This window comes from Litoreibacter halocynthiae (assembly GCF_004365635.1).
GTDB lineage: Bacteria > Pseudomonadota > Alphaproteobacteria > Rhodobacterales > Rhodobacteraceae > Litoreibacter > Litoreibacter halocynthiae.
This window is the reverse complement of record NZ_SOBH01000001.1, coordinates 812,354-834,993: the sequence shown is the minus strand read 5'-3', so window position 1 is coordinate 834,993 and position 22,640 is coordinate 812,354. Positions and strand designations below refer to the sequence as shown.

Sequence of the window (22,640 nt, the reverse complement as noted above, 5' to 3'; positions counted from 1 at the left end):
GGAAATGGAACTCTCTATCGCAATCACCGCCTTTGTCACCCTGTTCGTGGTGATCGACCCGATCGGGCTTGCACCGCTTTTCGTGGCGCTCACTTCTGGTATGGATTTCCGCAACCGTCTGCGGATCGCAATCCGGTCGTGTCTGGTCGGGATATTCCTGCTTACGCTATTCGGGCTGGCGGGCGAAGCGCTTCTGGACTTTATCGGGATATCAATGGCGGCCTTCCGCATCTCGGGGGGTGTTCTGCTCTTCGTTACAGCGCTCGATATGCTTTTTGAGCGACGCACCCAACGCCGCGAAGATCAGGTCGATGGGCCTGGTGACGAAGACCCTTCGGTCTTCCCGCTGGCCACGCCTTTGATTGCAGGTCCGGGAGCGTTGGCGACAATGATCCTTTTAACCGGCACACCGGGCGCGGATTTCACCTATGTGGCCGCCGTTCACGGTGTCATGTTGTCCGTGCTTGCCGTCGTCTTCGGCATGTTCTTGATGGCGGGCCTGATGGAGCGCGTAATTGGCGACACCGGGATCAAGGTAATCACCCGCCTGATGGGAATGTTGCTGGCGGCGCTGTCGGTGCAATTCGTCCTAGACGGCCTGCGCGAGTTTGGAGTGGTGGCAGGCACCTGACCTAGCCCCTATATTAGAGCTATGGATAGCCAAGACACCGCCCGCCTCATCTACCTCGTTCTGCTCGGCTCCGTGATTGCGGGATATTTTTTGATCTCCAATCGCGCCCGAATGGGCGAGATGGCGCGCCAAGCCGCATTGTGGGGATTCATTTTCGTCGGCGTCATCGTCGCTTACGGGCTTTGGAATGACGTGTCCAAAACCGTCCTACCCCGCCAAAGCACATTCGAGAACGGCCGCATCGAAGTGCCCGTGCGCAGTGACGGGCATTATCACCTGACGTTGCATGTGGGCGATGTTCCAGTGGAATTCATTGTCGACACCGGTGCAAGCAGCGTTGTTTTGTCCCAAGAAGATGCGGAGCGCGTCGGGATCGACACCGAGACTTTAGTCTTTGGCGGCCGCGCCAGCACGGCCAACGGCGAAGTCCGTACAGCGCGCGTTACCTTAGCGGATGTAAGTTTGGGTGATCTAGAGGAAGGTCGCGTACGCGCATTTGTCAACGAAGGCAAATTGGATACATCCCTGCTGGGTATGGATTATTTAGAGCGGTTCAAACGCATCGAAATAAACCGCCGCATGCTTGTGTTGGAACGCTGAAGACGCGAGCCGCAAAACTTCCCTTACGTCAATCAAAGCTTGCCAAACTCTATCCCAAGGATGAAAATTCCCCAGCAGGAGTTTGCGCCGATGGAGATTGACCCCAAAATAGAGACCCAATTGCCCGACTACGGCGAATGGCATTTTTTGGGTAAAGGGTCGCTCGGGCAAACATGGCGGGTTCGCAAACTCGACGGCACGGGCTTTGCTGTTGTCAAGATCAGGCCAATGACCGAAGCCGCCCGCCGCGCCGTGGAACGCGAGGCCGACCTGATGCGCCGCCTCAAGCACCCAGGGTTGCAGCGCTTCATCGGACAGCAAACCGTCGAAGATCAATTGATCCTCATATATCATTACATCGAAGGCCCCTCCCTCAAGGAGGAATTGCAGACCAACGGTGCATTTCCAGTCGATATCGCGCTCCAAATCATGGTGCGGGTGCTACAGGCATTGCAGGTGATCCATGACGCGGGCTTTATCCACCGCGATATCAGCCCACAGAATTTGATTTTGCAGCGGGGTCGCTTTCCGGTTCTCATCGATTTCAACGCCATTGGGCACCTCACCGAAGACAGCAATCTCGGCAGGACCACAATGGTCGGCGAATATGCGGGCAAGCCGCTATATATGACACCAGAGCAGCTGTTCGGGATGCAGCAGGGTGCCAGCGTCGATATTTGGGCCATCGGCGCCGTGCTGTACGAAATGGTCACGGGTCGCACCTACCGTAAGGCAGATACTCTAGGGGCGTTGGTCAAGGGATCACTTTCGGCTGTCGGGCCCAACGTCCAAGATGCGCCGGAAAAGCTGCATGGTCTTCTAGCGCGCTTTCTGTCCCAAGACCCCGCCGCCCGCCCAAATGCCACCGAAGCTTTGGCCGAGATCGAAGCGCTCTTGCCCCAGGCCAACAGCAATGACCCGTTCGTGGCTTCCATCGATGAATTTGGCCCTCTTCTGGAGCGAAATCTCGGGGGCAAGCCACCTTCTTCTCCGCCTGCCGTCAAGCAACACGACGACTTCGGAGACGACTTCTACATACCGCCCAGCCCACCAGAGCCGCCACCTACAAAATCCCCAAGCCCATATCCACGCGAGAAATCTGCGCGAAAGGCGTCTGGTATCTGGTGGAAGCTAGCGCTGGTGATCCTTATCGGGGCGCTTGCCGCAGGACTCGCCATGTATCGCGTCGGAAGAATGGACGCGTCAGATCCGACCGACCCACCGGCACCCTATGTTCCCTTCTGGTCCAAGCTTAGTGGGCTTGATTACACTCCGATCGCGTTTTTGGCCGCCGGATTATGCCTGATCGGGTTAGGCATCTTCGCCGCCAGGTGGCTGCGGCAACACGCCTCCAAACTGCGCGTCGGCCTGCCCCTGCAAGCGGTGCAATTGATCTCCGGCCCCGATGCGCGCGACCGATTAAGCGAGACCATATGTTTTCAGATCGACGCCTACCACGAAGCCGCAGGCCAAGGACCGGACCAAATGCTGACGCTCACCATGGTTGCGTTGGCGAAAGAATACGCGGATGCAGACAACGCAGATCAGCGCCTCAAGGCGTTGCAAATGCTCCATGATTTGCACGGCAAAGTAGCAGGGCGATTAAAGCCATGGTGGCTGGATTACGAAACACTGATGGCCCGTGGCCTTTCGCTATCCAGCCTTGCCGCCGGGTCATTGGTAGTCATTGAGGGTCTGCAACGCCTGTTCTAGCGATACGGGTTCAAACAGCCTCATCGACACTACTTACTGAGTCCTAACGGTTTTTCTTCAGAATTTTCGTGTCCTACAACCCAGTGCCGCGGGCATACTCATTTCTCGGGCTTGGGGTGCTCCGCCTTTTTTGCCCACGACCCACCATCTTGAGCCCAATATTGCGCCGTACATCCCGCCTCTGTCAGCAATTTCCACTGCTGCCTCGCGACGCTGACAGCATCACCATCATTACCGTCGAACAGGATCATCGTGCGATCCGACCCATTGACCTCTTCAGGTGCGATCTCTGCACCATCAAGACTAACAAGACAGCTTGCACCGTTCGGTGCCTCGACCGCTTCGGTCAATAAAATCGGCTGTTCCGCGTCATGCGGACCACCTGCGAGACCGTGGGCAAGAAACCCGTCCGCCTCCCACAGCTTCCCGTCCAAATGATCCAGTCTTGCGGCATCGCGACCCCTGACCGCGACACGCCACCCCGCCCCGCGTGCCTTGCCCAACAGCATGGGCAAGGTCACGTCTACGGGCTGCGTGGTCATATGGTAGAAAAAGGCAGCCCCCATGGTTATTCGCCCTCGAAATTGTCCATGATCAGGCGGTTCAATGCACGGACACCCCAACCAGTGGCGCCCTTAGGTGCAAAACCGGTTTCCTCTTTCACCGATGCCACCCCTGCGATGTCGAGATGAATCCATGGGGTTTCCGGCTTCACAAAGCGTTGCAGGAACTGTGCCGCGGTGATGGAGCCTGCGGGGCGCCCGCCAACGTTCTGCATATCCGCAATCCGTGATTTCAGCTTATCGTCATAGGCCTTGCCCATTGGCATACGCCATGCGCCTTCCTCCTCGACATTGGCGGCCTTCAGGAATGCATTGGCCAGCGCGTCATTGTTGGAGAACACACCTGCATTCTCGTGCCCCAGACCGATGATGATGGCCCCTGTCAGCGTCGCGAGGTTGATCATGCCCAGCGGCTCGAACCGCTCTTGCGCATACCAAAGCACATCCGCCAGAACCAAGCGGCCTTCGGCGTCGGTGTTTATCACCTCAATCGTGTCGCCTTTCATCGAGGTCACCACGTCACCGGGACGAACGGCGTTGCCCGACGGCATGTTTTCGACCAATCCGACAAGGCCAACCACATTTGCTTTGGCCTTACGCTTTGCGATCGCTTTCATAACGCCTGCGACCACACCAGCGCCGCCCATATCCATGGTCATTTCTTCCATGCCAGCTGCAGGTTTCAGCGAGATGCCCCCCGTGTCGAAGACCACGCCCTTGCCGACGAAGGCAAACGGCTTGTCCCCTTTGGTGCCGCCGTTCCACTCCATGACAACAACTTTGGACGGGCTGTCAGACCCCTGCCCCACACAAAGCAACGAGCCCATGCCGAGTTTTTCGAGGTCTTTTTCCTCCAGCACTTCGACCTTGAGGCCAAGGTCTTTCAGGTCAGATAATTGCTTGGCGAACTCGGTCGTGGTTAGCACGTTTGCAGGCATGTTCACCAAGTCACGGGTGAAGAATACGCCTTCGGCCAAGGCGTCCAGCCCATCGAACGCCGCTTTCACATCGTCGGGCGCATTGACCACAAAGGAAGCACCCTCATGGGCGGTCTTTTCGGCAGTTTTCTGGTCGGTGTACTCGTAAGCGCGCAAAATCATACCATAGGCCAACTCGTGGGCGCGGCGCAGGTTGCCACACAGTGCGTGGACCTTGGTCGTGCCCGCTTGCTTGGCCAGAGTTGCCCCCGCTTTGCGGGCCTCGCCCACGGTCGGGCGACGCGCCAGCTTCACAATGATCACTGCCTCGGCAGGGATATTCACCGGATAAGACAGGACCATCGCGGCGCCGTCTTCCAGCTTTTCAAAGGCATCACCGGATACCGCGCGGGCAATCGAGCCGCGCGTCAACCTGTTGACCCGTTTGGCCGTTGCATCGAGTGTGCCGGCGGGGGGCACAAAAATGGCCAGACGTCCCTCCATATCCTTGATGGCGTCAATGTCGGTGGCGGCGAAGTCTACTGGGATCAAAGCGGTCATGAGTCTGCCTATATTGGAGAGTTTCCCCATTGCTAGCGCGGGCAGAGAGCAATGACCAGAACCCCCTGTTCCACCCCCAGATTTTGCGCTAAAAAGTGTCTCAACAACTAGGGAGGACAGAATTTGGCACGATTCGACAGATACATGCTGTCGCAATTGTTGATCCTGTTCGGCTTCTTCTCCCTTGTTTTGGTATCCGTATATTGGGTGAACCGCGCGATTGGCTTGTTTGACCAACTGATCAGCGATGGCCAGACCGCATTGGTGTTTCTGGAGTTCACCCTGCTCACCTTGCCGTATGTCATCCTGATTGTGCTGCCGATTTCGGCATTTGTAGCAGCTGTCTATGTCACAAACCGCCTGAGCTCGGATTCCGAGATGGTCGTGCTGCAAACGGCAGGAGCCTCGTCCCTGCGGATCGGGCGGCCCGTGATCTATTTCGGTGTGTTAGTTGCCGTTCTGGTCGCGATCCTAGCACATGTTCTTGTTCCCGCGGCGCGTACCGAACTTGCGGGACGCAGTCAGGAAATATCCAAAGACATCACCGCGCAGTTCCTGAAAGAAGGCCAGTTCCTACATCCGACATCGGATATCGCCGTATATATCCGTAATATCACAGAGCTGGGCGAACTTGACGAGCTGTTCTTGGAAGACAGCCGCGATCCGACAGCGGTGGTGACCTACACGGCGGAACGCGCATTTCTGGTGCGCGCGGTATCCGGTCCACGGCTGGTGATGCGCAACGGGCTGGCCCAAACTTTTCATAAAGACACTGGCCGCTTATCCACGGTCGCCTTCGAAGACTTTGCATATAATATCGGGGCCTTGATCGGCCCAAGTGGCGCGCGAAATCGCGACCTCCGAGAATTGTCCACGCCAGTGTTGCTCAGCCCGTCCGAGGCGGATCTGGCCTCGGCCCATGGCGACTTGCCAGACTTTTTGTTCGAAGCGCATGACCGCTTCGCCAAATCGCTTCTGGCAATTGTCGTCCCACTTATGGGATTTGCCACTTTGATGCTTGGGGGCTTTTCGCGTTTCGGGGTCTGGCGGCAGGTCGTCATCGCCGTTGTGCTGATTATTCTGGTGCAAATGGTTTCCAACGTAGCAGAAGAAGCCGCCCGCAAAGACGCGGCATTGTTCTGGCTGGCCTACGCTGCTCCTGCCGTGGGGGCCTTGATCTCGGCCCTCTTGCTTTATTCGACATCAATGAAACGTATGCGCGGACGCACCCCGAAAGGGATACCGGCATGAGGCTTGATATTTATTTTGCCCGCCGGTTCGCATGGTCGTTCACCTTGGTGTTCGGTGTGTTTTTCGGCATCGTGTTGCTGATTGATCTGGTCGAGCAAATGCGCCGGTTTGACAGTGATCAGGTTGGCGTCATGGAAGCAGGACAGCTTGCATTGCTGAATGCCCCCGCCGCCATGTACCGTATGCTTCCGCTGTTGGTTGTGCTTGCGACCATCACGCTTTTCCTTGGTCTCGCGCGGACGTCCGAACTGGTTGTGACCCGTGCGTCGGGGCGTTCTGCGCTGCGTTCGCTGGCAGCCCCTGTCCTGACATCTCTCGTTTTCGGCGCACTTGGTGTAGCTGTTCTGAACCCCATCGTTGCGGCCACGTCCAAACAATTTGAAGTTGTCTCCGGCCGTTACGCCAATACAGGCGGGTCGGTTAGCTCCGTCTCCGAGGAAGGGCTTTGGTTGCGTCAGGCCAGCGCCGGAGGTCAGGTGGTCATCCGCGCAGAGCGCTCCAATCTGGATGGGACGCGGTTTTTCGGAGTCACCTTCTACGGGTTCAACCGCGACGGTTCGGTCAGTTACCGCATCGAAGCTGCCGAGGCGCTGCTGGAGCCAGGGAGCTGGGTTCTGTCCAAGGCAAAGCGTTGGACCTTCTCCGATCTGGAAAATCCAGAAGCCGGCGCGGTACTTCACCCGCAAATCAATGTGAAGTCCGATCTGACCCGTGATCAAATTCGAGACAGCTTCGGAAGCCCGGAGTCGATTCCGATCTGGGATCTGCCAAGGTTCATCCGGCAACTGGACCGTGCGGGGTTTTCCGCCCTGCAGCACCGAGTCTGGCTGAATATGGAGCTTGCGAACCCTGTGTTACTGGCCGCGATGGTGCTGATCGGGGCTGGCTTCACGATGCGTCATACTCGCTTCGGGCGCACTGGTCTGATGGTGTTGTTCGCGGTCCTCATGGGGTTTGGAATTTTCTTTTTGCGAAACTTTGCTCAGGTGCTTGGCCAGAACGGGCAAATTCCGGTACTGGTTGCCGCGTGGGCCCCGCCGCTTGCAGGAATCTTCCTGTCACTGGGCTTGCTGTTGCACACGGAGGACGGCTGACATGCGTGCGGCCCTGTTTGGTTTACTTATGGCTGCAAGCGCCGCAGCCCCCGGCTTTGCACAGCAGCAAGCCGTGGAAACCGCGAGCCTTGTGGCTGACAGCGTCGTCTTTGCAAGCGGCACTCAGGAATTGCGCGCCTCCGGAAATGTGGAAATCCTGCAAAACGGGGTGCGGCTTCGGGCGCAATCAATTTCGTATAACGGCGCAACTGATACCTTGGTGGTCACGGGGCCGATTTACATCATCGACAAAACCGATACCCTGATCGTCGCTGACTTTGCGCAATTGTCCGGTGACCTGCGGGACGGCGTGTTGAAAAGCGCCCGCGTGGTTTACGCGCGCCAGCTTCAGGTCGCCGCAGCTGAAATTCGCCGCACCGAGGGGCGCTACACCCAGTTTTACAAAACCATCGCATCCAGTTGTCACATCTGTGAAAGCGATCCGGTGCCACTTTGGGAAATTCGCTCGAAGCGTGTTGTTCATGACGCGACCGAGCGCCAGATCTATTTTGATGAGGCAACGCTAAGGGTCCTTGGCGTTCCGGTTTTCTATACTCCCTATCTGCGACTTCCAGACCCGTCCGTGAAGCGGTCAAACGGGTTTCTGTTTCCCGAACTCCGCTCCAACGGCGATTTGGGTGTTGGATTACGCACACCGTATTTCTTCACGCTGGGGGATCATGCCGATCTGACCTTAACGCCATGGGTGACCAGCAAAGGAGCGAGAACGCTGGAAGCGCGTTATCGCCAAAAATTCGCGAAAGGCGAAATCGAACTGAACGGCGCGGTGACCGATGACAATGTGAGCAACCTCGACGCACGCAGCTACCTGTTTGCCGACGGCACATTTGCATTGGGCCGCGGCTTTACCGGCAAATTTGACGTGGAACTGGTGTCAGACCCAGGCTACCTGCTGCTTTACGGCTATTCCGACAAGGACATCCTCGACAGCGCGATCTCGGTCGATCGCGCCCGCCGAGACGAGTATATCGGCGCGGAGCTGATCCATTACAAATCGTTGCGCGATGGCGATGACAACCGCACCCTGCCGACACTTGTGGGCGACGCGACTTACATCAAACGATTTTCCCCGTCGTCGCTTGGCGGGATCGCCACTCTGACGGCTCAGACCCACGGGCATTATCGTCGCGCGGACGCTGACCCGACAAGCGCAGGTCTGTCGCGTGATGTGGTGCGCATTTCCACCTCGGCCGAATGGCGCAGGGATTGGTTATGGAGCAACGGGATGATGGTCGCGGCCGAGGGTGCGATCTTTATCGACGGCTACAAAATTCGCCAGCCCCGCGCGAACCCGACGCTTGCTTTTGACGACACCGTGGAAGTCACACCTTATGCCGCCATAGAATGGCGGTGGCCGATGTTGCGTCAGGGCGCACGGGCTAACCACTTGCTGGAACCCGTTGTTCAACTCGTCCTATCGAAGAACAGCGTGAGCGGTGAAGTCGACAATGAGGACAGCCTGCTGGTCGAATTCGACGAGGCCAATATTTTCGAGTTTTCACGCGCCCCCGGTGTGGACAACCGCGAGCTTGGCAACCGGCTCAATCTTGGTCTGACCTACACCCGCGAGAGCCATTCCGGTTGGAAACTTGGCCTGACAGTCGGGCGCATCTTGCGTCGGGACGATCTAAACCAGTTTTCCAATTCGACCGGCCTGACCGGCTCGAAGTCCGACTGGCTTGTGGCGGCCCAGTTGAAGGTCGGCGAGAGCTTCGATCTGATCAACCGCGCCATCTTTGACGACGAATTCTCTTTCGCGCGAAACGAAATGCGTATGGGCTGGACGACGGACACGTTTCAGCTGGCCTCGACCTTCGCTTGGCTCGAAGCTGATGTGGCCGAAGGTCGGCCCACGGACACCTCGGAACTGGCCTTTGAGGGTGCTTACCGCGTGTCGCGGCACTGGACCTTGTCCAGCGAGCTGCGCTACGATTTTGTCAATGATCGCACCACCGAGGCAGGGCTAGGGATTAGCTACCAGAACGAATGCGCAAAAATGGACCTTTCGGTCTCGCGCCGCTTCACGACTTCGACTAGTGTATCGCCAACGACGGACCTGAGCCTGTCGGTCCAGCTTGCGGGTTTCGGCGCGCGGGGGATCGGCGGGGGCAGCTTCGCCAGACAGTGCAACGGATAAAGAACAGAGCAGATAATATGATGCCGAAACATGCGCTCCTGACCCGGATTTTTGCTTTCACCCTTACAGCACTGGCCTTTCTTGCGCCTGCAGCAAGTGCGCAGCAGCAAGGGCTGTTCCAGACCGCCATTACGGTGAATGATCTGGTCATCACGAATTACGAGCTTCAACAACGCGAGCTGTTTCTCAATGTGCTCCGCGCTCCCGGAAACGCAAAAACCGAAGCCCGCAAAGGGCTGATCGATGACAGATTGCGCCTGATGGAAACGCGACGCGCGGGGATTACCCCGACGGAGGAGCAAATCGTCGAAGGCATGGAAGAGTTCGCGTCCCGCGCAAACCTGACTGCTGATGAGTTTATCAAGGCCGTGAGCCAGGCTGGTGTGTCAGCAGAAACCTTCCGCGACTTCGTGATCGCGGGACTTGCATGGCGCGAGTTGGTACAGGGTCGCTTTGGTGCGCGTAGCCAAGTGTCGGAACCAGAGGTCGACCGCGCTTTGGCTCTTCAAGGCACCACGGGCGGCGCGCGGGTTCTGTTGGCCGAAATCGTTTTGCCTCTTGCCCCCCAATCTGCGGAGCGCAACCAAGCATTGGCGCAACGCCTGTCAGAGACCATTTCATCTGAAAGCGCATTCAGTGCGGCCGCACGGCGCTACTCCGCCTCCCCCACCCGTGGGCGTGGCGGGCGTCTTGAATGGCTTCCTTTGGGCAATGTTCCTCCGCAAATCCGTGCCGCCGTGCTGACACTTGGACCGGGCGAAGTGAGCGAACCACTAAACCTTGGGAACGCCATAGGTGTGTTCCAACTGCGCGGCCTTGAAGAAACCGAGGCAGGATCACCGGAAACCCAAGCGTTGGAATATGCAACCGTGCTTTTCCCGGGTGGTCGGAATGCCGAGACGTTGGCGCAAGCCAAAGCTTTTGAGGAACGCTACGACACCTGCGACGATCTGTATACACCTGCGAAAGACCTGCCGGCGGAGTATTTCGAACGCACTGTCTTGCCCACCGCTGACGTGCCCGGAGACATCGCCCTCGAATTGGCAAAGCTCGACAGCAATGAAGTCTCCACCGCGCTGACACGTCAGAACGGACAGTTCTTGGTCTACCTGATGCTGTGCGGCCGGACGCTGGATATCCCGCTGGACGAGAATGGTGAAGAAGTTGACTTGCGCAGTCGTGTCCGTGAGCAGTTGTTCAATCAACGCATCACCTCTTATGCTGACAGCTTCCTTGAAGAACTGCGCGCTGACGCGATTATCGTCGAGCAATGAACCCGCGTCCGCCCGTCGTGGTAAGCTGCGGCGAGCCTGCGGGCGTTGGCCTTGAAATCGCCCACTCTGCCTTTGCCGCGGTGCGTGGTGAAGTGCCGATGGTGCTTCTTGCCGATCGTCGGCACCTCACTAGTCCCGTGTCTGAAGTGACGTCTCTTTCAGAAGTCACTGGACAAGAGACCGCCCTGCCCTTGCTGCACCATGATTTTGCCGGCGACGCCACAGCGGGTGTTCCCGATCCGCGTAACGCGCAAGGGGTGATCGACGTTATCGCGCGCGGGGTCGAGCTGGTGAGCACAGGCTCTGCCTCGGCGCTTTGCACGCTGCCAATTCACAAGAAGGCTCTCAAAGACGGCGCTGATTTTGCCTATCCGGGTCACACGGAATACCTTGCAGCCTTGGCCGGTGTCGAACGCGTGGTGATGATGCTCGCCTGTCCTGATTTGCGGGTCGTTCCGGTGACCATCCACATCGCCGTGGCCGATGTTCCCGATGCTCTTACATCCGAGCTGTTGGAAGACACCCTTCGCATCACCCAAGCGGCGTTGATCCGCGACTTCGGGATCGCGGAGCCGCGATTGGCCGTCGCAGGACTGAACCCCCATGCGGGCGAAGGCGGCGCAATGGGAACCGAAGAGATCACGCTAATTTCCCCACTCATGGAACGCTTGTCGCAAGATGGAATGCGCCTGTCCGGCCCGATGAGCGCCGATACCATGTTCCACGCGCAAGCCCGTGCTGGCTATGACGCGGCGATCTGCATGTATCATGACCAAGCCCTGATACCGATCAAGACAATCGACTTTTCGGGCGGGGTCAACGTGACCTTGGGACTGCCGTTCATCCGCACCTCTCCCGATCATGGCACAGCTTTCGACATTGCAGGCAAAGGTTTGGCTGATCCTACCTCCACAATCGCAGCCTTGCGCATGGCGTGGGATATGGCGGGCAAGCGAGGATGACGTGGCGCAAATAGACGGGCTTCCCCCACTCTCGGACGTGATCCGCAACCATGAGTTGTCGGCAAAGAAGAGCCTTGGCCAGAACTTCCTGCTGGATCTGAACCTGACCGCGAAAATCGCGCGTCAAGCGGGTGACCTGTCTGGTTGCGATGTGCTTGAGGTTGGTCCGGGGCCCGGAGGCTTGACCCGTGGGCTATTGGCTGAGGGGGCACGGCGCGTACTTGCCGTCGAGAAGGACCCGCGATGCTTGCCTGCACTGGCAGAAATTACCGCCGCTTATCCCGGACAGTTGCAGGTAATCGAAGGCGACGCGCTGGAGATCAACCCCCTAGAGCACCTGACCCCGCCGATCCGCGTGGCAGCGAACCTGCCCTATAATGTCGGCACCGAATTGCTGGTCCGATGGTTGACCCCGAAAGACTGGCCGCCCTTCTGGCAAAGCCTGACTTTAATGTTCCAGCGCGAGGTGGCCGAGAGGATAGTCGCAGCACCGGGAAGCAAAAAATACGGAAGACTGGCGCTGCTGGCCCAGTGGCGGGCAGACGCGCGTATCGTGATGGAATTGCCCCCTGAGGCGTTTGTGCCAGCGCCAAAGGTGCATTCGGCTGTGGTCCATTTAACCGCGCTCGAAAAACCACGGTTTGAAGCAGATGCCGCAGTGTTATCGAGAGTGGTCGGAGCCGCCTTCAATCAACGTCGCAAAATGCTACGTGCCGCGTTGAAAGTCGTGGGACCAGAGATTGAAGACCATCTTCGGGCCGCAGGCATTCCACCGACAGAGCGGGCGGAGCAGGTTTCTTTGGAAGCGTTCTGCGCATTAGCGCGCGAAATCGCCCGCAGCTGATTACTCAGCTGCAGGTGTTTCATCCGTCGAAGATTCGGTCGGCTTGGCTTTAGGCTTGCGTGTCCGAGGCTTGCGGGCTGGCTTTGGCGCGGCTTCAGCCGTCTCGACCAAGCCGCTTTCACTGGAATCGGCATCACCGGAAAGGTCGATCACATCAGATTGATTGCCGCCGCCCGCACGCGCCTCTGCCGCTGCGGCAAGTGCTGCAGGTGACATATCATCAACCCGAACATCCGGCTGCTGATCTTCGTTGCGATCACGCGACTGATCACGGTTCTGATTTTGAGCCTGGTCACGATTCTGGTTCTGGTTTTGGTTTTGGTTCTGATCGCGCTTTTGCTGCTGCTCACGCTGCGCCTGTTGCTGGGCTTCATGCGCCTCGCGACGGGCCTCTTGCTCTTTCATCGCTTCGCCAAGCATACGCGCATAGTGTTCAGCGTGTTGTGAGAAGTTTTCAGCGGCAACACGGTCATTCGACAGCTGCGCATCGCGGTGCAACTGCTGGTATTTCTCGATAATTTGCTGCGGAGTGCCGCGCACTTTGCCTTCAGGGCCGGAGCTGTCGAACACCCGGTTGACGACATTAACGCCAGAGCGGTTGTTGTTGTTATTGCGGCTCTTTCCGCGCGAGCGGGACTTCGATGATCTCATGTGTTTTGGGTTCCAGCCGTTTGAGCTTCGGTCCTGTTTTTCGATCCTATCCGCTTCCAAGCTGGCGGCGTCCCCATGACGTTAGAATCGAGACCTTTTTTTGGGCTTAAGCGTAGGAGGCGCTTAAAACGCCTGCGACCTACTGCAGAAGACAAAAGCAGCCAAGCCGGTCATTTGCAAGCTGATTCTGCTAATTAACGCGGGAAATTGCCTGTTAATCAGCTATTCCGGTGCTTTTGCGCGGATCACACGATCTTTGCCGTTGAGGTCGGGGATGCAAGCGACGTCGCGCCAGCCGTGTTGTTTAAAAAGAGACTGCACAAGCGCCCCCTGATCATACCCGATCTCCACCAGCACAAAGCCGTCTTCGGTAAGGAACTTGGTGCTTTCTGCCGCGATGACACGGTATGGGTCCAACCCGTCGCCCCCCGGTGTCAAAGCGATGCGCGGCTCGAACCGGTGGACCGTTGGATGCAGGTCGCGGTAAGCAGCCTCGGTGATATAGGGCGGGTTGGAGACGATGAGATCAAAGCGTCCGTCCACCCCTGCAAACCAGTTGCTTTCGATGAATGTCGCGCGCACTTGCGTGCCGGTCAGCGCTGCGTTGCGCCGCGCCACGTCGAGGGCATCCGGCGAGATATCCGTACCCGTACCAGTCGTCGAAAGGCGCTCCGCCAGTAAAGAACACAGGATACAGCCCGACCCCGTACCCAGATCCAGCACGGTATCGAAAGGCAGTGTTAACGCAGCTTCCACCAGTGTTTCCGTGTCAGGGCGCGGGTCGAGAACTGCGCTGGAAACGATGAACTCATGGTTCCAGAACGCACGCCGTCCGGCAATGTGCGAAAACGGCTCATGGGTCACACGACGCGCGACAAGCTCAGCAAGGTCCATGTTCTGTTCGGCAGCCAGCGCCTCGAGGCGGCGTGCTTCATTGGATGGATCGGGAATACCGGCCTCATGCAACCGCACGATGGCCGAAGACAGCGCGTCGCTCATAGCCCCTGTTCGGCCAGCATCTGAGCCTGCGCGTCAGCCGTTAGCGCGTCGATAATTTCGTCCAGATCGCCTTGCATGATCTGGTCAAGTTTATACAGCGTCAGGTTGATACGGTGATCCGACATACGGCCTTGCGGGAAGTTATACGTGCGGATGCGCTCGGAGCGGTCACCGGTGCCAATCTGGCTTTTGCGCGCGGCAGAGCGTTCGTCATCCAGCTTCTGACGCTCCAGATCATACAGGCGCGTGCGCATGACCTGCATGGCAATCTCGCGGTTACGGTGTTGCGACTTCTCGGCACTGACGACGATAATCCCCGTCGGGATGTGGGTGATGCGCACAGCGGAGTCAGTGGTGTTGACGTGCTGCCCCCCTGCCCCCGACGCGCGCATGGTGTCCAGCCGAAGATCACTGGCGGGGATGTCGATATCGACTTCCTCTGCCTCAGGCAATACGGCCACGGTTGCCGCAGAGGTGTGCACCCGCCCGCCGCTTTCAGTCACTGGCACGCGCTGCACGCGGTGAACACCGCTTTCAAATTTCAATCGGGCAAACACGTTTTGCCCTTTGATGTGGGCCGTGACCGCTTTAACGCCGCCCAGCTCGCTTTCTTGATATTCGATCAAATCGAAGGTCCAACCGCGCGCTTCCGCATAGCGGCGATACATATTCAGCAGATCCCCCGCAAACAGCGCCGCTTCGTCGCCGCCCGTTCCTGGGCGAATTTCAAGCATGGCGGGCCGCGCGTCGGCGGCATCCTTGGGCAGGAGCGCCAGTTTGATCGAGTCCTCGGCCTCCGGAAGCCGGGCTTCCAGAGCAGGCAACTCCTCTTGCGCAAGTTCGCGCATTTCAGGGTCGCTCATCATCGCCCGCGCATCGTCGATATCGGTGATCAATTGACGGTAAGCCGCCACCTCGTCTGCGACAGGCTTAAGCTCTGAATACTCACGCGAAATGCCTGCAAAATCTTCCGTGTCACCGGAAGCGAGCCGCGCCTCAAGATACTCAAACCGTTCGGTGATTTGCTGAAGTCTGTCCAATGGAACCATGGGGCGTTGATGAACATTTGGAAGTGTGGGGTCAAGTGTGCTAATCTAGGGCCATGTGGAAATATGCTCTGGCTTTCGCCGTGCTGACCCTGCCAATCAGCGCTGATGTGACGTCGCCCTCTGGTAAGACAGTGGAATGCTACTGCACGGACAAATCCGGCGCGCGGGTCGAACTGGGCGAAAACCGCTGTCTGACTGTAGGTGGCCGCGTCTTTATGGCCCGCTGCGAGATGTCTTTGAACGTGCCGATGTGGCGGGAAACTGGCGGTAGTTGCGTGACGGGTTAACGACTAGCCCTTCACCGCGCCCAACCAGTGGCGTACACGCGCCTCGTTCACCCCGAAATCCGCTTTCCCGTACACCAGTCTCGCAACCATATGAACGGCAGTTTGGTCCCCCATTGGTTCCAGCTTGATATTAGTGACGTCGGGAAACCCCCAAAATTTGGAGCGCGTGACATAGGTGGCGAAAGCTTCGTTCAAATTGCCCGCCAACAATGTCGTGCCGGGAGTAGCCTCAATGCGAGCCTTCAAGGCATTCGCAACCTCTAGCACGGTGCCTTCGACCATGTAGGGCGCGATATCTCCGCCTTTGGTGGCTGCAAAGTGCCCAGCCTCCCCTTTGCTGGCGATAGTCTCGGGCTCGACATGCCATGCCTCTGGCGTAATCGGGCGCAAACGCACGATGGCAGCCAAGGCGACCACCGCCAAGATGAGTGCGACAGCTAAATATTTAAGCATTTATTCAGCCGCATCAGCTGCCATTTCCGCCTCGATCAAACTGGCGCGCTTCTCAACTTGCTCGACGATATGCTCAACCATTTGGTCATTGCTCAGCTTGTGGCTTTGTTTGCCCGCCAGATACACCATGCCGGACCCTGCCCCGCCGCCGGTGAACCCGACATCCGTCATCAGTGCCTCGCCCGGCCCGTTGACCACGCAGCCGATGATGCTGAGGCTCATCGGTGTCTTGATGTGCTCCAGACGTTTCTCCAATGCCTCAACCGTTTTGATCACGTCGAAACCTTGTCGTGCGCAAGACGGGCAGGAAATGATGTTCACACCGCGATGGCGCAGGCCTAGAGATTTGAGAATTTCATAGCCGACTTTGACTTCTTCAACAGGGTCAGCGGACAAAGACACCCGAATGGTGTCACCAATGCCGCTCCACAGCAGATTGCCCAAGCCAATGGCAGATTTGATGGTGCCGGAGGTCAGCCCGCCAGCCTCGGTAATTCCCAGATGGATCGGTGCATCCGTGATCTCCGCCAACCCTTGATAGGCGGCGGCGGCAAGAAAAACGTCCGAGGCTTTGCAGCTGATTTTAAACTCGTGGAAATCGTTGTCTTGCAGGATGCGGATATGATCCATCCCGCTTTCGATCATCGCCTCAGGGCAGGGTTCGGCATATTTATCAAGGAGATGTTTCTCCAAAGAGCCTGCGTTCACCCCGATCCGGATGGAGCATCCGTGGTCTTTCGCGGCCTTGATTACCTCGCGCACACGCGTCGCATCGCCGATATTTCCGGGATTGATCCGCAGGCAAGCCGCGCCAGCCTCGGCGGCCTCAATGGCGCGCTTATAGTGGAAATGGATGTCGGCCACGATCGGAACCGGGCTTTCCTTCACCACCTCTCGCAGGGCCTTGGTGGAGCTTTCATCGGGCGTGGACACGCGCACAATGTCTGCGCCCGCTTCGGCACATGCCTGCACTTGAGCAACAGTCGCTGCCACATCGGAGCTATCGGTGTTCGTCATGGTTTGCACCGTGATCGGCGCATCGCCACCAACCGGCACATTGCCGACCATGATCTGGCGGGATTTGCGGCGGTCGATCTGACGCCACGGGCGTATGGAATGGAGGGAGGACATGGGCCTACTAGCCTTGTGCGATTACTGCTGTTCTTTGGTGATATAGCCCTCACCGAAGAGGGTCGCAACGTGTCCTCCGGAATTAACCGTTGGCTATTCGGTCGCGGGCGCGTTCGGGTCGATTACAATTGGTGTCGTCGCCATCGCAGTCAGGACCTCCGACAACAAGGCGTCGGTGGTGTCGGCCACGGCATAGTTTTCGGTAATGACATCTACCCCGAGCGGTACATTCTTCGCCACAGAGGTGCCCGGACCAGCAGGGCCGTAGGTTTGGCCCTTGATATTGAAGAACAAAGATCCGGAGTTGCCCGCGCGTAGGGTTGGCTGCTCGTCGGTTTGTGGCAAGACATATGTCTCGCCCGCGTCGAGGATTTTCTCGAACAGTACCGACCCGTCCGCGTTGGAGATGCGCACCCATGCCGGACGGGTTGCGAACAACACTACATCTTCTGCGTTTTCGGCCAAAACCTGTGGCGTGGCGAGCGCTGGCGCGTCGTTTGCAGTGCGGCTTAGCGCGGACGACGCAAATCGCGGATCGTCCTCAACCACCAACGCCCCGTTGGAATTCGGGTCCAGCGCGGCGATGGGACCATCACGTGCCGTCAACACCGGAGCCTCAAGAGCTTGCGGGCGGTACAGACGGTCAAGGGCATCCGGTGCAGGTGCTACGAAACCCGTCGCAACTTCCGTTTGAGGGAGCGTCGTGGAAAGCGATGCGACATCCGTTGACAGGCTCGGGGATTGATCCACAGGCGCAAATTCCACACGCTGGATTTCCTGAAGCACCGAATAACCGCCGTAGCCGATCAGTCCGATCAGACCAAACAGCACTGCAATAGAGCCGATGGCACCCGGTTCGATCTTGGAGAAAATGCTTTCACCCGAAGGCGCATAGGGGGCAACGGGGCGGATTATCGCCTCTTCCCCCACCGCTTTTGCGCGAGTCTTGTTCTCTTTGCGCGAAGATGCGGATGTTCCCGATAACCCTTCGACACCAGCAAATCCGCTTTCTTTGCAGAACCGCTCAAATGCCCAATCAGGATCCATCCCCAAGTAACGCGCATAGGAGCGGACATATCCGGCGATAAAGCCGGGTGTTTCGAAAACTGATGGATCAGAATTTTCTACGGCGGCGATGTAGGTGGCTTTAATCTTTAACTCGCGCTGCACGTCGAGCAAGGATTTACCCAATGTCGCACGTTCGCCGCGCATCATGTCGCCGAGGCGCATTTCAAACGCGTCGAAACCCCGAGTCTCCTCGGTCTTTTCCGATTTGGGCTGTTTGTTTCGCCCCAACATCCGCGTCTGCCCGCTGTTATCCGTTATCCCAAAATGCGGCATCGATTCGTCCCCACGCCGCCGCATTCCATGAACAGTAGCACATCACACCCGCGTGTTGCAGTGCAGAAAAGCGGCTAACCCGCCATCTCGGCGCGATTCAGCGCACAATGGGACCACAACTCGTCCAGCGCGTGAACCAGTGCATCGACCTGTTTTGGGCCATGAACCGGAGACGGAGTGAACCGAAGCCGCTCGGTCCCGCGCGGCACAGTCGGGAAGTTGATCGGCTGCACATAGATACCGTGGTCATCCAGCAAGCGATCAGAGATCATTTTACACTTCACCGGATCACCGACATGGACAGGCACGATGTGCGAGCCGTGGTCGATGAGCGGCAGGCCCAACCCCTTCAAACGCAGCTTCAACGCAGCCGCACCGTCTTGGTGTTGCTTGCGCAATGCCGTGTCGGTTTTCAAATGAGCAACAGAGGCCGCAGCCCCCGCCGCAACAGCAGGTGGTAGCGACGTCGTGAAGATGAACCCCGGCGCGTAAGACCTTATCGCATCACACATTTTCGCGGATGCCGCGATATACCCGCCCATAACGCCATAGGCTTTGGCAAGGGTGCCGTTGATGATGTCGATACGGCTCATCAACCCGTCCCGCTCGGCCACACCGCCACCTCGGGGGCCATACATGCCAACGGCGTGGACCTCGTCGATATAGGTCAGCGCGTTGTATTCATCGGCCAAATCCAAAATCGCTTCGATTGGCGCAAAGTCACCATCCATCGAATAGATGCTCTCGAATGCGACAAGCTTCGGCAGGTTCGCCGGAACAGCTTCCAGTTGGGCTCGCAGGTCATCCAGATCATTGTGCTTGAAGATGCGCTTCGCACCGCCGTTGCGGCGAATGCCTTCAATCATCGACGCGTGGTTGAGATTGTCGCTGAGGATTACCAATCCGGGAAAAAGTTTAGGCAAAGTCGACAGAGTGGCATCATTGGCGATGTAGGCAGAGGTAAACAGCAGCGCCTCTTCCTTGCAATGCAGGTCGGCCAGTTCGGCCTCCAAACGCTTGTGGTACACGGTCGTGCCCGAAATATTGCGTGTCCCGCCAGAGCCCGCACCAGTGGCATCCAGCGCTTCGTGCATCGCCGCCAGCACTACGGGGTGTTGGCCCATGCCCAAGTAGTCGTTGCCGCACCAGATCGTCACGTCTTGCGTCGTTCCATCAGGCTTGGTCCAAACCGCATGAGGGAAGTTACCGCGCGCGCGCTCTACATCAATAAAGGTCCGGTAGCGGCCTTCGTCGTGCAGGCGTTGCAAGGCAGTGTCGAGCGCAGAGTCATAAGTCACAGGTTTGGCAGCCTTTTTGCTGTGGCATTAGAACAGTTCTACCGCGTTTAACGAATTTTGGCATCCTAGAATAGGCTACATTTTGCCACCCCACGAAAAAGACGGGGTGTAGGCCGGTCAATCCGCCACCACCACGGTACAATCTTTAGCCCCGCCACCCGACTTGGCACAAGCTGACAGCGCCCTCGCCCCGTCTCCGCCGGCAAAGCCGAACGTGCCCTGACTTGGCGAAATGGCGAAGGCCTTGGGTGCCTTCAATTTGCGGTACTCTCCCCTCAAGCTGTCCGCAGCCTCGGCGGACAGGCTCAATGGTGCTTCAGGTTTCGCGCCCTTGGGCGACACCTCGAGAACCACGACACATTTGGCCGATGATTTCTTCCGGTTGGCCTCGCAATGTTTGAGCGCTGCCGCACGCGCGGCTTCAATCGAATGGTGTTGCGCCGAGGCATTCAACCAATCGACAAACAGCCCCTCATCCGGCGACAGCGCCAGCGCGCCGAAGTAAGGAATGGTATCTTTTAGCGACAGCACGATTGCTTGCTGCTTCTCGTCCAGAAAGGAGGTCTCGCGCAGTTCGGCTACGGTGCGATTTCCCTTCGGCAAAACCCGCCGAGCATCCTTGTACGAGAGCGACTCAGCGGCCGCGCTTGTCGCTGATCCAGCCAGAATAATCGCTACACTTACGCTACGTAGAGTGGAAACCATGGAAAATACCTCAACATATAGATCATTGTTAACCGTCATTACGCGCCAAATTGACCCTAGTCTCAAGGGGGAATTGCTATTGTTTCGATACCCGCGAAAACCGGCCCTTGGTGCTGGACAGCACTGTCGTGACTGTTAACCTTATGACCAAATATTTCGGCATGGGGGCTGAACAACATGACACTGGACGCTGTATTGGATCAGGTCGACGGGGATCTGGAATCCGCCGTCGCCAGACTACTGGAACTTCTTCGCATTCCGTCGATTTCGACGGATCCTGCCTATAAGGAGGACTGTGACGCCGCTGCCGACTGGCTGGTGGACGACTTGCAAAGCATCGGCTTTGACGTCTCCAAACGCCCAACTCCGGGCCATCCGATGGTTGTCGCGCACGCGGAGGGCGAAGGCCCACATGTGATGTTCTACGGCCATTACGACGTGCAGCCCGTTGATCCACTGTCGCTCTGGAGCAATCCGCCATTCGAGCCGCGATTGGAAGACACCGACAATGGTCCCGTCATCCGTGGCCGTGGCTCGTCCGACGACAAGGGTCAGCTGATGACCTTCGTCGAAGCCTGCCGCGCCTGGAAAGTTGTCCACGGCACGCTGCCAGCCAAAATCTCGCTGTTCTTTGAAGGTGAAGAGGAAAGCGGCTCGCCGTCCCTCGTGCCCTTCATGCAAGAAAACGCGGACGAGTTGAAAGCCGACATTGCGTTGATTTGTGATACCGGCCTGTTCGGGGACAGCACCCCTGCCATTGTCACGCGCTTGCGAGGACTTTTGGGAGAGGAACTCACGATCACCGGCCCCAGCAAAGACCTGCATTCCGGCATGTACGGCGGCATCGCGCGCAACCCGATCCGCGTGTTGGCCAAGATCATCGCCAGCCTGCACGACGCCTCCGGCCGCATCATGGTGCCTGATTTCTATGACGGGGTGGAGGAACTTCCCGCCGATATCGCCCAGCAATGGAACGATCTGGGCTTCGACAACAGCGAATTTCTGGGGGAAGTCGGCCTTGGCGTTCCTGCGGGCGAGGACGGTCGCACCGGGTTGGAAATGATCTGGTCGCGCCCGACTTGCGAAGTAAACGGAATTTCCGGTGGGTATCAGGGCGACGGGTTCAAGACCGTTCTGCCATCACAGGCCAGCGCAAAAATCTCCTTCCGTCTGGTGCCGGGTCAAGACCCTCTAAAGCTGCGTGAAAGCTTCCGCGCCTTCGTACAAGCGCAGCTGCCCGAAGATTGCACTGTGGAATTCAAAGGCCACGGCGCAGGATCGGCCTCCGAGATGTCGACCGACCACCCTGCTTTTGAACAAGCTCGTGCCGCGCTGTCAGACGAGTGGCCAAACCCGGCGACCTTCGTCGGTTGTGGTGGCTCGATCCCGATTGCGGGTCACTTCAAGGACATTCTAGGCATGGATGCCATGCTGATCGGCTTTGGCAAAGATGACGACCAGATCCACTCACCCAACGAAAAATACGATTTATCCAGCTTTCACAAAGGTATCCGGTCTTGGGTGCGTGTGCTTGACGCTATGTCGAAGTAAAATGCGGCGGCGGCCTTTTGGGCCGCCGCATTGCACTACAATGGAAGCGCCGTTGTGGATTTGATTTCCTCCATCGACAGCAATGCCGTGACGTTGAATATCCGCACTTCCGAGATCAAGGCCTGATAAAACACATCATAGGCGCGCGCGTTGGCCACCCTCACCTTCAGGATGTAGTCAATGTCACCTGCAAGTCGATGCGCTTCGAGCACCTCTGGCCGCGCCTGAAGCGCGTGCAGGAACTTCTCCTGCCAATCGCTCTCATGCTCCGATGTGCGGATCAGCACAAAGAAACACGCCTCCAACCCCAGCTTTTCAGGGTCCAGAACCACAGTGTCCTGACGGATCACTCCCGCCGCGCGCAACTTCTTGATTCTGTTCCACACAGGCGTCTTGGAAGAGCCTGTTTTGCGGGCAATTTCATCAAGACTCTGTGACGCGTCCTCTTGCAGTTGCGCGAGTATGTTCCGGTCCATTGCGTCTATCTGTGCTGCCATTCCCAATTTCCCTCCATTGCGAAACATATGTTCCCAAATTCACCCCAAAACGAACATTATTCCTTATTGTATCGTATGGGTAGGCATTATTAGGAAATTTTTCTAAATAT

Annotated in this window: 22 protein-coding genes; 11 read left to right on the top strand and 11 right to left on the bottom strand. The window is 57.8% G+C overall.

Annotation, left to right across the window (positions count from 1 at the left end; translation table 11 throughout):
- Window positions 1–4: 4 nt before the first annotated feature.
- The 3 genes from BDE40_RS04165 to BDE40_RS04155 are packed head-to-tail and all read left to right on the top strand — an operon-like array spanning window position 5 to window position 2,944.
- Window positions 5–631, top strand: a complete 627-nt coding sequence (locus BDE40_RS04165; RefSeq protein WP_134013100.1) for a MarC family protein — start codon at window positions 5–7, stop codon at window positions 629–631.
- Between the two features lie 21 nt (window positions 632–652).
- Entirely contained in the window at window positions 653–1,231 is a 579-nt protein-coding gene (locus BDE40_RS04160) for a retropepsin-like aspartic protease family protein (protein ID WP_134013098.1), read from the top strand.
- Between the two features lie 60 nt (window positions 1,232–1,291).
- Window positions 1,292–2,944: a serine/threonine-protein kinase gene (locus tag BDE40_RS04155; RefSeq protein WP_134013096.1), complete on the top strand. Its 1,653-nt coding sequence runs from the start codon at window positions 1,292–1,294 to the stop codon at window positions 2,942–2,944.
- Between the two features lie 98 nt (window positions 2,945–3,042).
- Here the strand turns inward: BDE40_RS04155 and BDE40_RS04150 are convergent, their stop codons facing one another.
- A complete protein-coding gene (locus BDE40_RS04150) occupies window positions 3,043–3,510 on the bottom strand; it encodes a DNA polymerase III subunit chi (RefSeq protein WP_134013094.1) in 468 nt (155 codons plus the stop codon).
- Between the two features lie 2 nt (window positions 3,511–3,512).
- Window positions 3,513–4,985, bottom strand: a complete 1,473-nt coding sequence (locus BDE40_RS04145; RefSeq protein WP_134013092.1) for a leucyl aminopeptidase — start codon at window positions 4,983–4,985, stop codon at window positions 3,513–3,515.
- 123 nt (window positions 4,986–5,108) lie between these two features.
- Between BDE40_RS04145 and lptF the strand changes: the two genes are divergently transcribed.
- From lptF to rsmA, 6 genes are read left to right on the top strand one after another with little or no spacing between them, the layout of a single operon-like run.
- Window positions 5,109–6,236, top strand: a complete 1,128-nt coding sequence (lptF, locus tag BDE40_RS04140; protein WP_134013090.1) for an LPS export ABC transporter permease LptF — start codon at window positions 5,109–5,111, stop codon at window positions 6,234–6,236.
- Window positions 6,233–7,330, top strand: a complete 1,098-nt coding sequence (gene lptG, locus BDE40_RS04135) for an LPS export ABC transporter permease LptG (protein ID WP_134013088.1) — start codon at window positions 6,233–6,235, stop codon at window positions 7,328–7,330. The genes lptF and lptG overlap by 4 nt, the downstream gene beginning before the upstream one ends.
- Before the next feature lies 1 nt (window position 7,331).
- Window positions 7,332–9,488, top strand: a complete 2,157-nt coding sequence (locus BDE40_RS04130) for an LPS-assembly protein LptD (protein WP_134013086.1) — start codon at window positions 7,332–7,334, stop codon at window positions 9,486–9,488.
- Window positions 9,489–9,505: 17 nt separating this feature from the next.
- Window positions 9,506–10,762, top strand: coding sequence for a peptidylprolyl isomerase (locus tag BDE40_RS04125; RefSeq protein WP_134013084.1), 1,257 nt, complete (start codon window positions 9,506–9,508; stop codon window positions 10,760–10,762).
- A complete protein-coding gene (gene pdxA / locus BDE40_RS04120) occupies window positions 10,759–11,724 on the top strand; it encodes a 4-hydroxythreonine-4-phosphate dehydrogenase PdxA (RefSeq protein ID WP_134013082.1) in 966 nt (321 codons plus the stop codon). Before BDE40_RS04125 ends, pdxA begins: the two co-directional genes overlap by 4 nt.
- 1 nt (window position 11,725) lies before the next feature.
- Entirely contained in the window at window positions 11,726–12,568 is an 843-nt protein-coding gene (rsmA, locus tag BDE40_RS04115; RefSeq protein WP_134013763.1) for a 16S rRNA (adenine(1518)-N(6)/adenine(1519)-N(6))-dimethyltransferase RsmA, read from the top strand.
- Here rsmA and BDE40_RS04110 read toward each other — a convergent pair whose 3' ends face one another.
- The 3 genes from BDE40_RS04110 to prfA all read right to left on the bottom strand — a co-directional run bounded on the left by BDE40_RS04110 (window position 12,569) and on the right by prfA (window position 15,267).
- Window positions 12,569–13,219, bottom strand: coding sequence for a DUF4167 domain-containing protein (locus BDE40_RS04110; RefSeq protein WP_134013080.1), 651 nt, complete (start codon window positions 13,217–13,219; stop codon window positions 12,569–12,571).
- Window positions 13,220–13,441: 222 nt separating this feature from the next.
- Window positions 13,442–14,218, bottom strand: coding sequence for a peptide chain release factor N(5)-glutamine methyltransferase (gene prmC, locus BDE40_RS04105; protein WP_134013079.1), 777 nt, complete (start codon window positions 14,216–14,218; stop codon window positions 13,442–13,444).
- Entirely contained in the window at window positions 14,215–15,267 is a 1,053-nt protein-coding gene (prfA, locus tag BDE40_RS04100; protein ID WP_134013077.1) for a peptide chain release factor 1, read from the bottom strand. The genes prmC and prfA overlap by 4 nt, the downstream gene beginning before the upstream one ends.
- A 53-nt stretch (window positions 15,268–15,320) precedes the next feature.
- Between prfA and BDE40_RS04095 the strand changes: the two genes are divergently transcribed.
- Window positions 15,321–15,554, top strand: a complete 234-nt coding sequence (locus BDE40_RS04095; protein ID WP_134013075.1) for a hypothetical protein — start codon at window positions 15,321–15,323, stop codon at window positions 15,552–15,554.
- Between the two features lie 3 nt (window positions 15,555–15,557).
- Here BDE40_RS04095 and BDE40_RS04090 read toward each other — a convergent pair whose 3' ends face one another.
- The 5 genes from BDE40_RS04090 to BDE40_RS04070 form a co-directional block, all read right to left on the bottom strand.
- Complete coding sequence (locus BDE40_RS04090) at window positions 15,558–16,007, bottom strand: DUF1499 domain-containing protein (protein ID WP_134013073.1); 450 nt, start codon at window positions 16,005–16,007, stop codon at window positions 15,558–15,560.
- Window positions 16,008–17,138 carry a flavodoxin-dependent (E)-4-hydroxy-3-methylbut-2-enyl-diphosphate synthase gene (gene ispG, locus BDE40_RS04085; protein WP_134013071.1) on the bottom strand — a complete coding sequence of 377 codons (1,131 nt, stop codon included), beginning with the start codon at window positions 17,136–17,138 and terminating at the stop codon, window positions 16,008–16,010.
- Between the two features lie 93 nt (window positions 17,139–17,231).
- A complete protein-coding gene (locus BDE40_RS04080) occupies window positions 17,232–18,437 on the bottom strand; it encodes a helix-turn-helix domain-containing protein (RefSeq protein WP_134013069.1) in 1,206 nt (401 codons plus the stop codon).
- 116 nt (window positions 18,438–18,553) lie between these two features.
- Window positions 18,554–19,777: a 5-aminolevulinate synthase gene (gene hemA, locus BDE40_RS04075; RefSeq protein ID WP_134013067.1), complete on the bottom strand. Its 1,224-nt coding sequence runs from the start codon at window positions 19,775–19,777 to the stop codon at window positions 18,554–18,556.
- A gap of 117 nt (window positions 19,778–19,894) precedes the next feature.
- The gene (locus tag BDE40_RS04070) at window positions 19,895–20,482 is read right to left on the bottom strand and encodes a 5-aminolevulic acid synthase (RefSeq protein ID WP_134013065.1); all 588 of its coding nucleotides are present in this window, start codon (window positions 20,480–20,482) and stop codon (window positions 19,895–19,897) included.
- A gap of 177 nt (window positions 20,483–20,659) precedes the next feature.
- Here BDE40_RS04070 and BDE40_RS04065 point away from each other — a divergent pair, with 177 nt between their 5' ends.
- On the top strand, window positions 20,660–22,033 hold the full coding sequence (locus tag BDE40_RS04065) for a M20/M25/M40 family metallo-hydrolase (protein WP_134013063.1): 1,374 nt from the start codon (window positions 20,660–20,662) through the stop codon (window positions 22,031–22,033).
- A 35-nt stretch (window positions 22,034–22,068) separates the two neighbouring features.
- On the opposite strand, the gene BDE40_RS04060 is transcribed toward BDE40_RS04065, so the two are convergent.
- Window positions 22,069–22,530, bottom strand: coding sequence for an Lrp/AsnC family transcriptional regulator (locus tag BDE40_RS04060; protein WP_134013061.1), 462 nt, complete (start codon window positions 22,528–22,530; stop codon window positions 22,069–22,071).
- Window positions 22,531–22,640 lie beyond the last annotated feature (110 nt).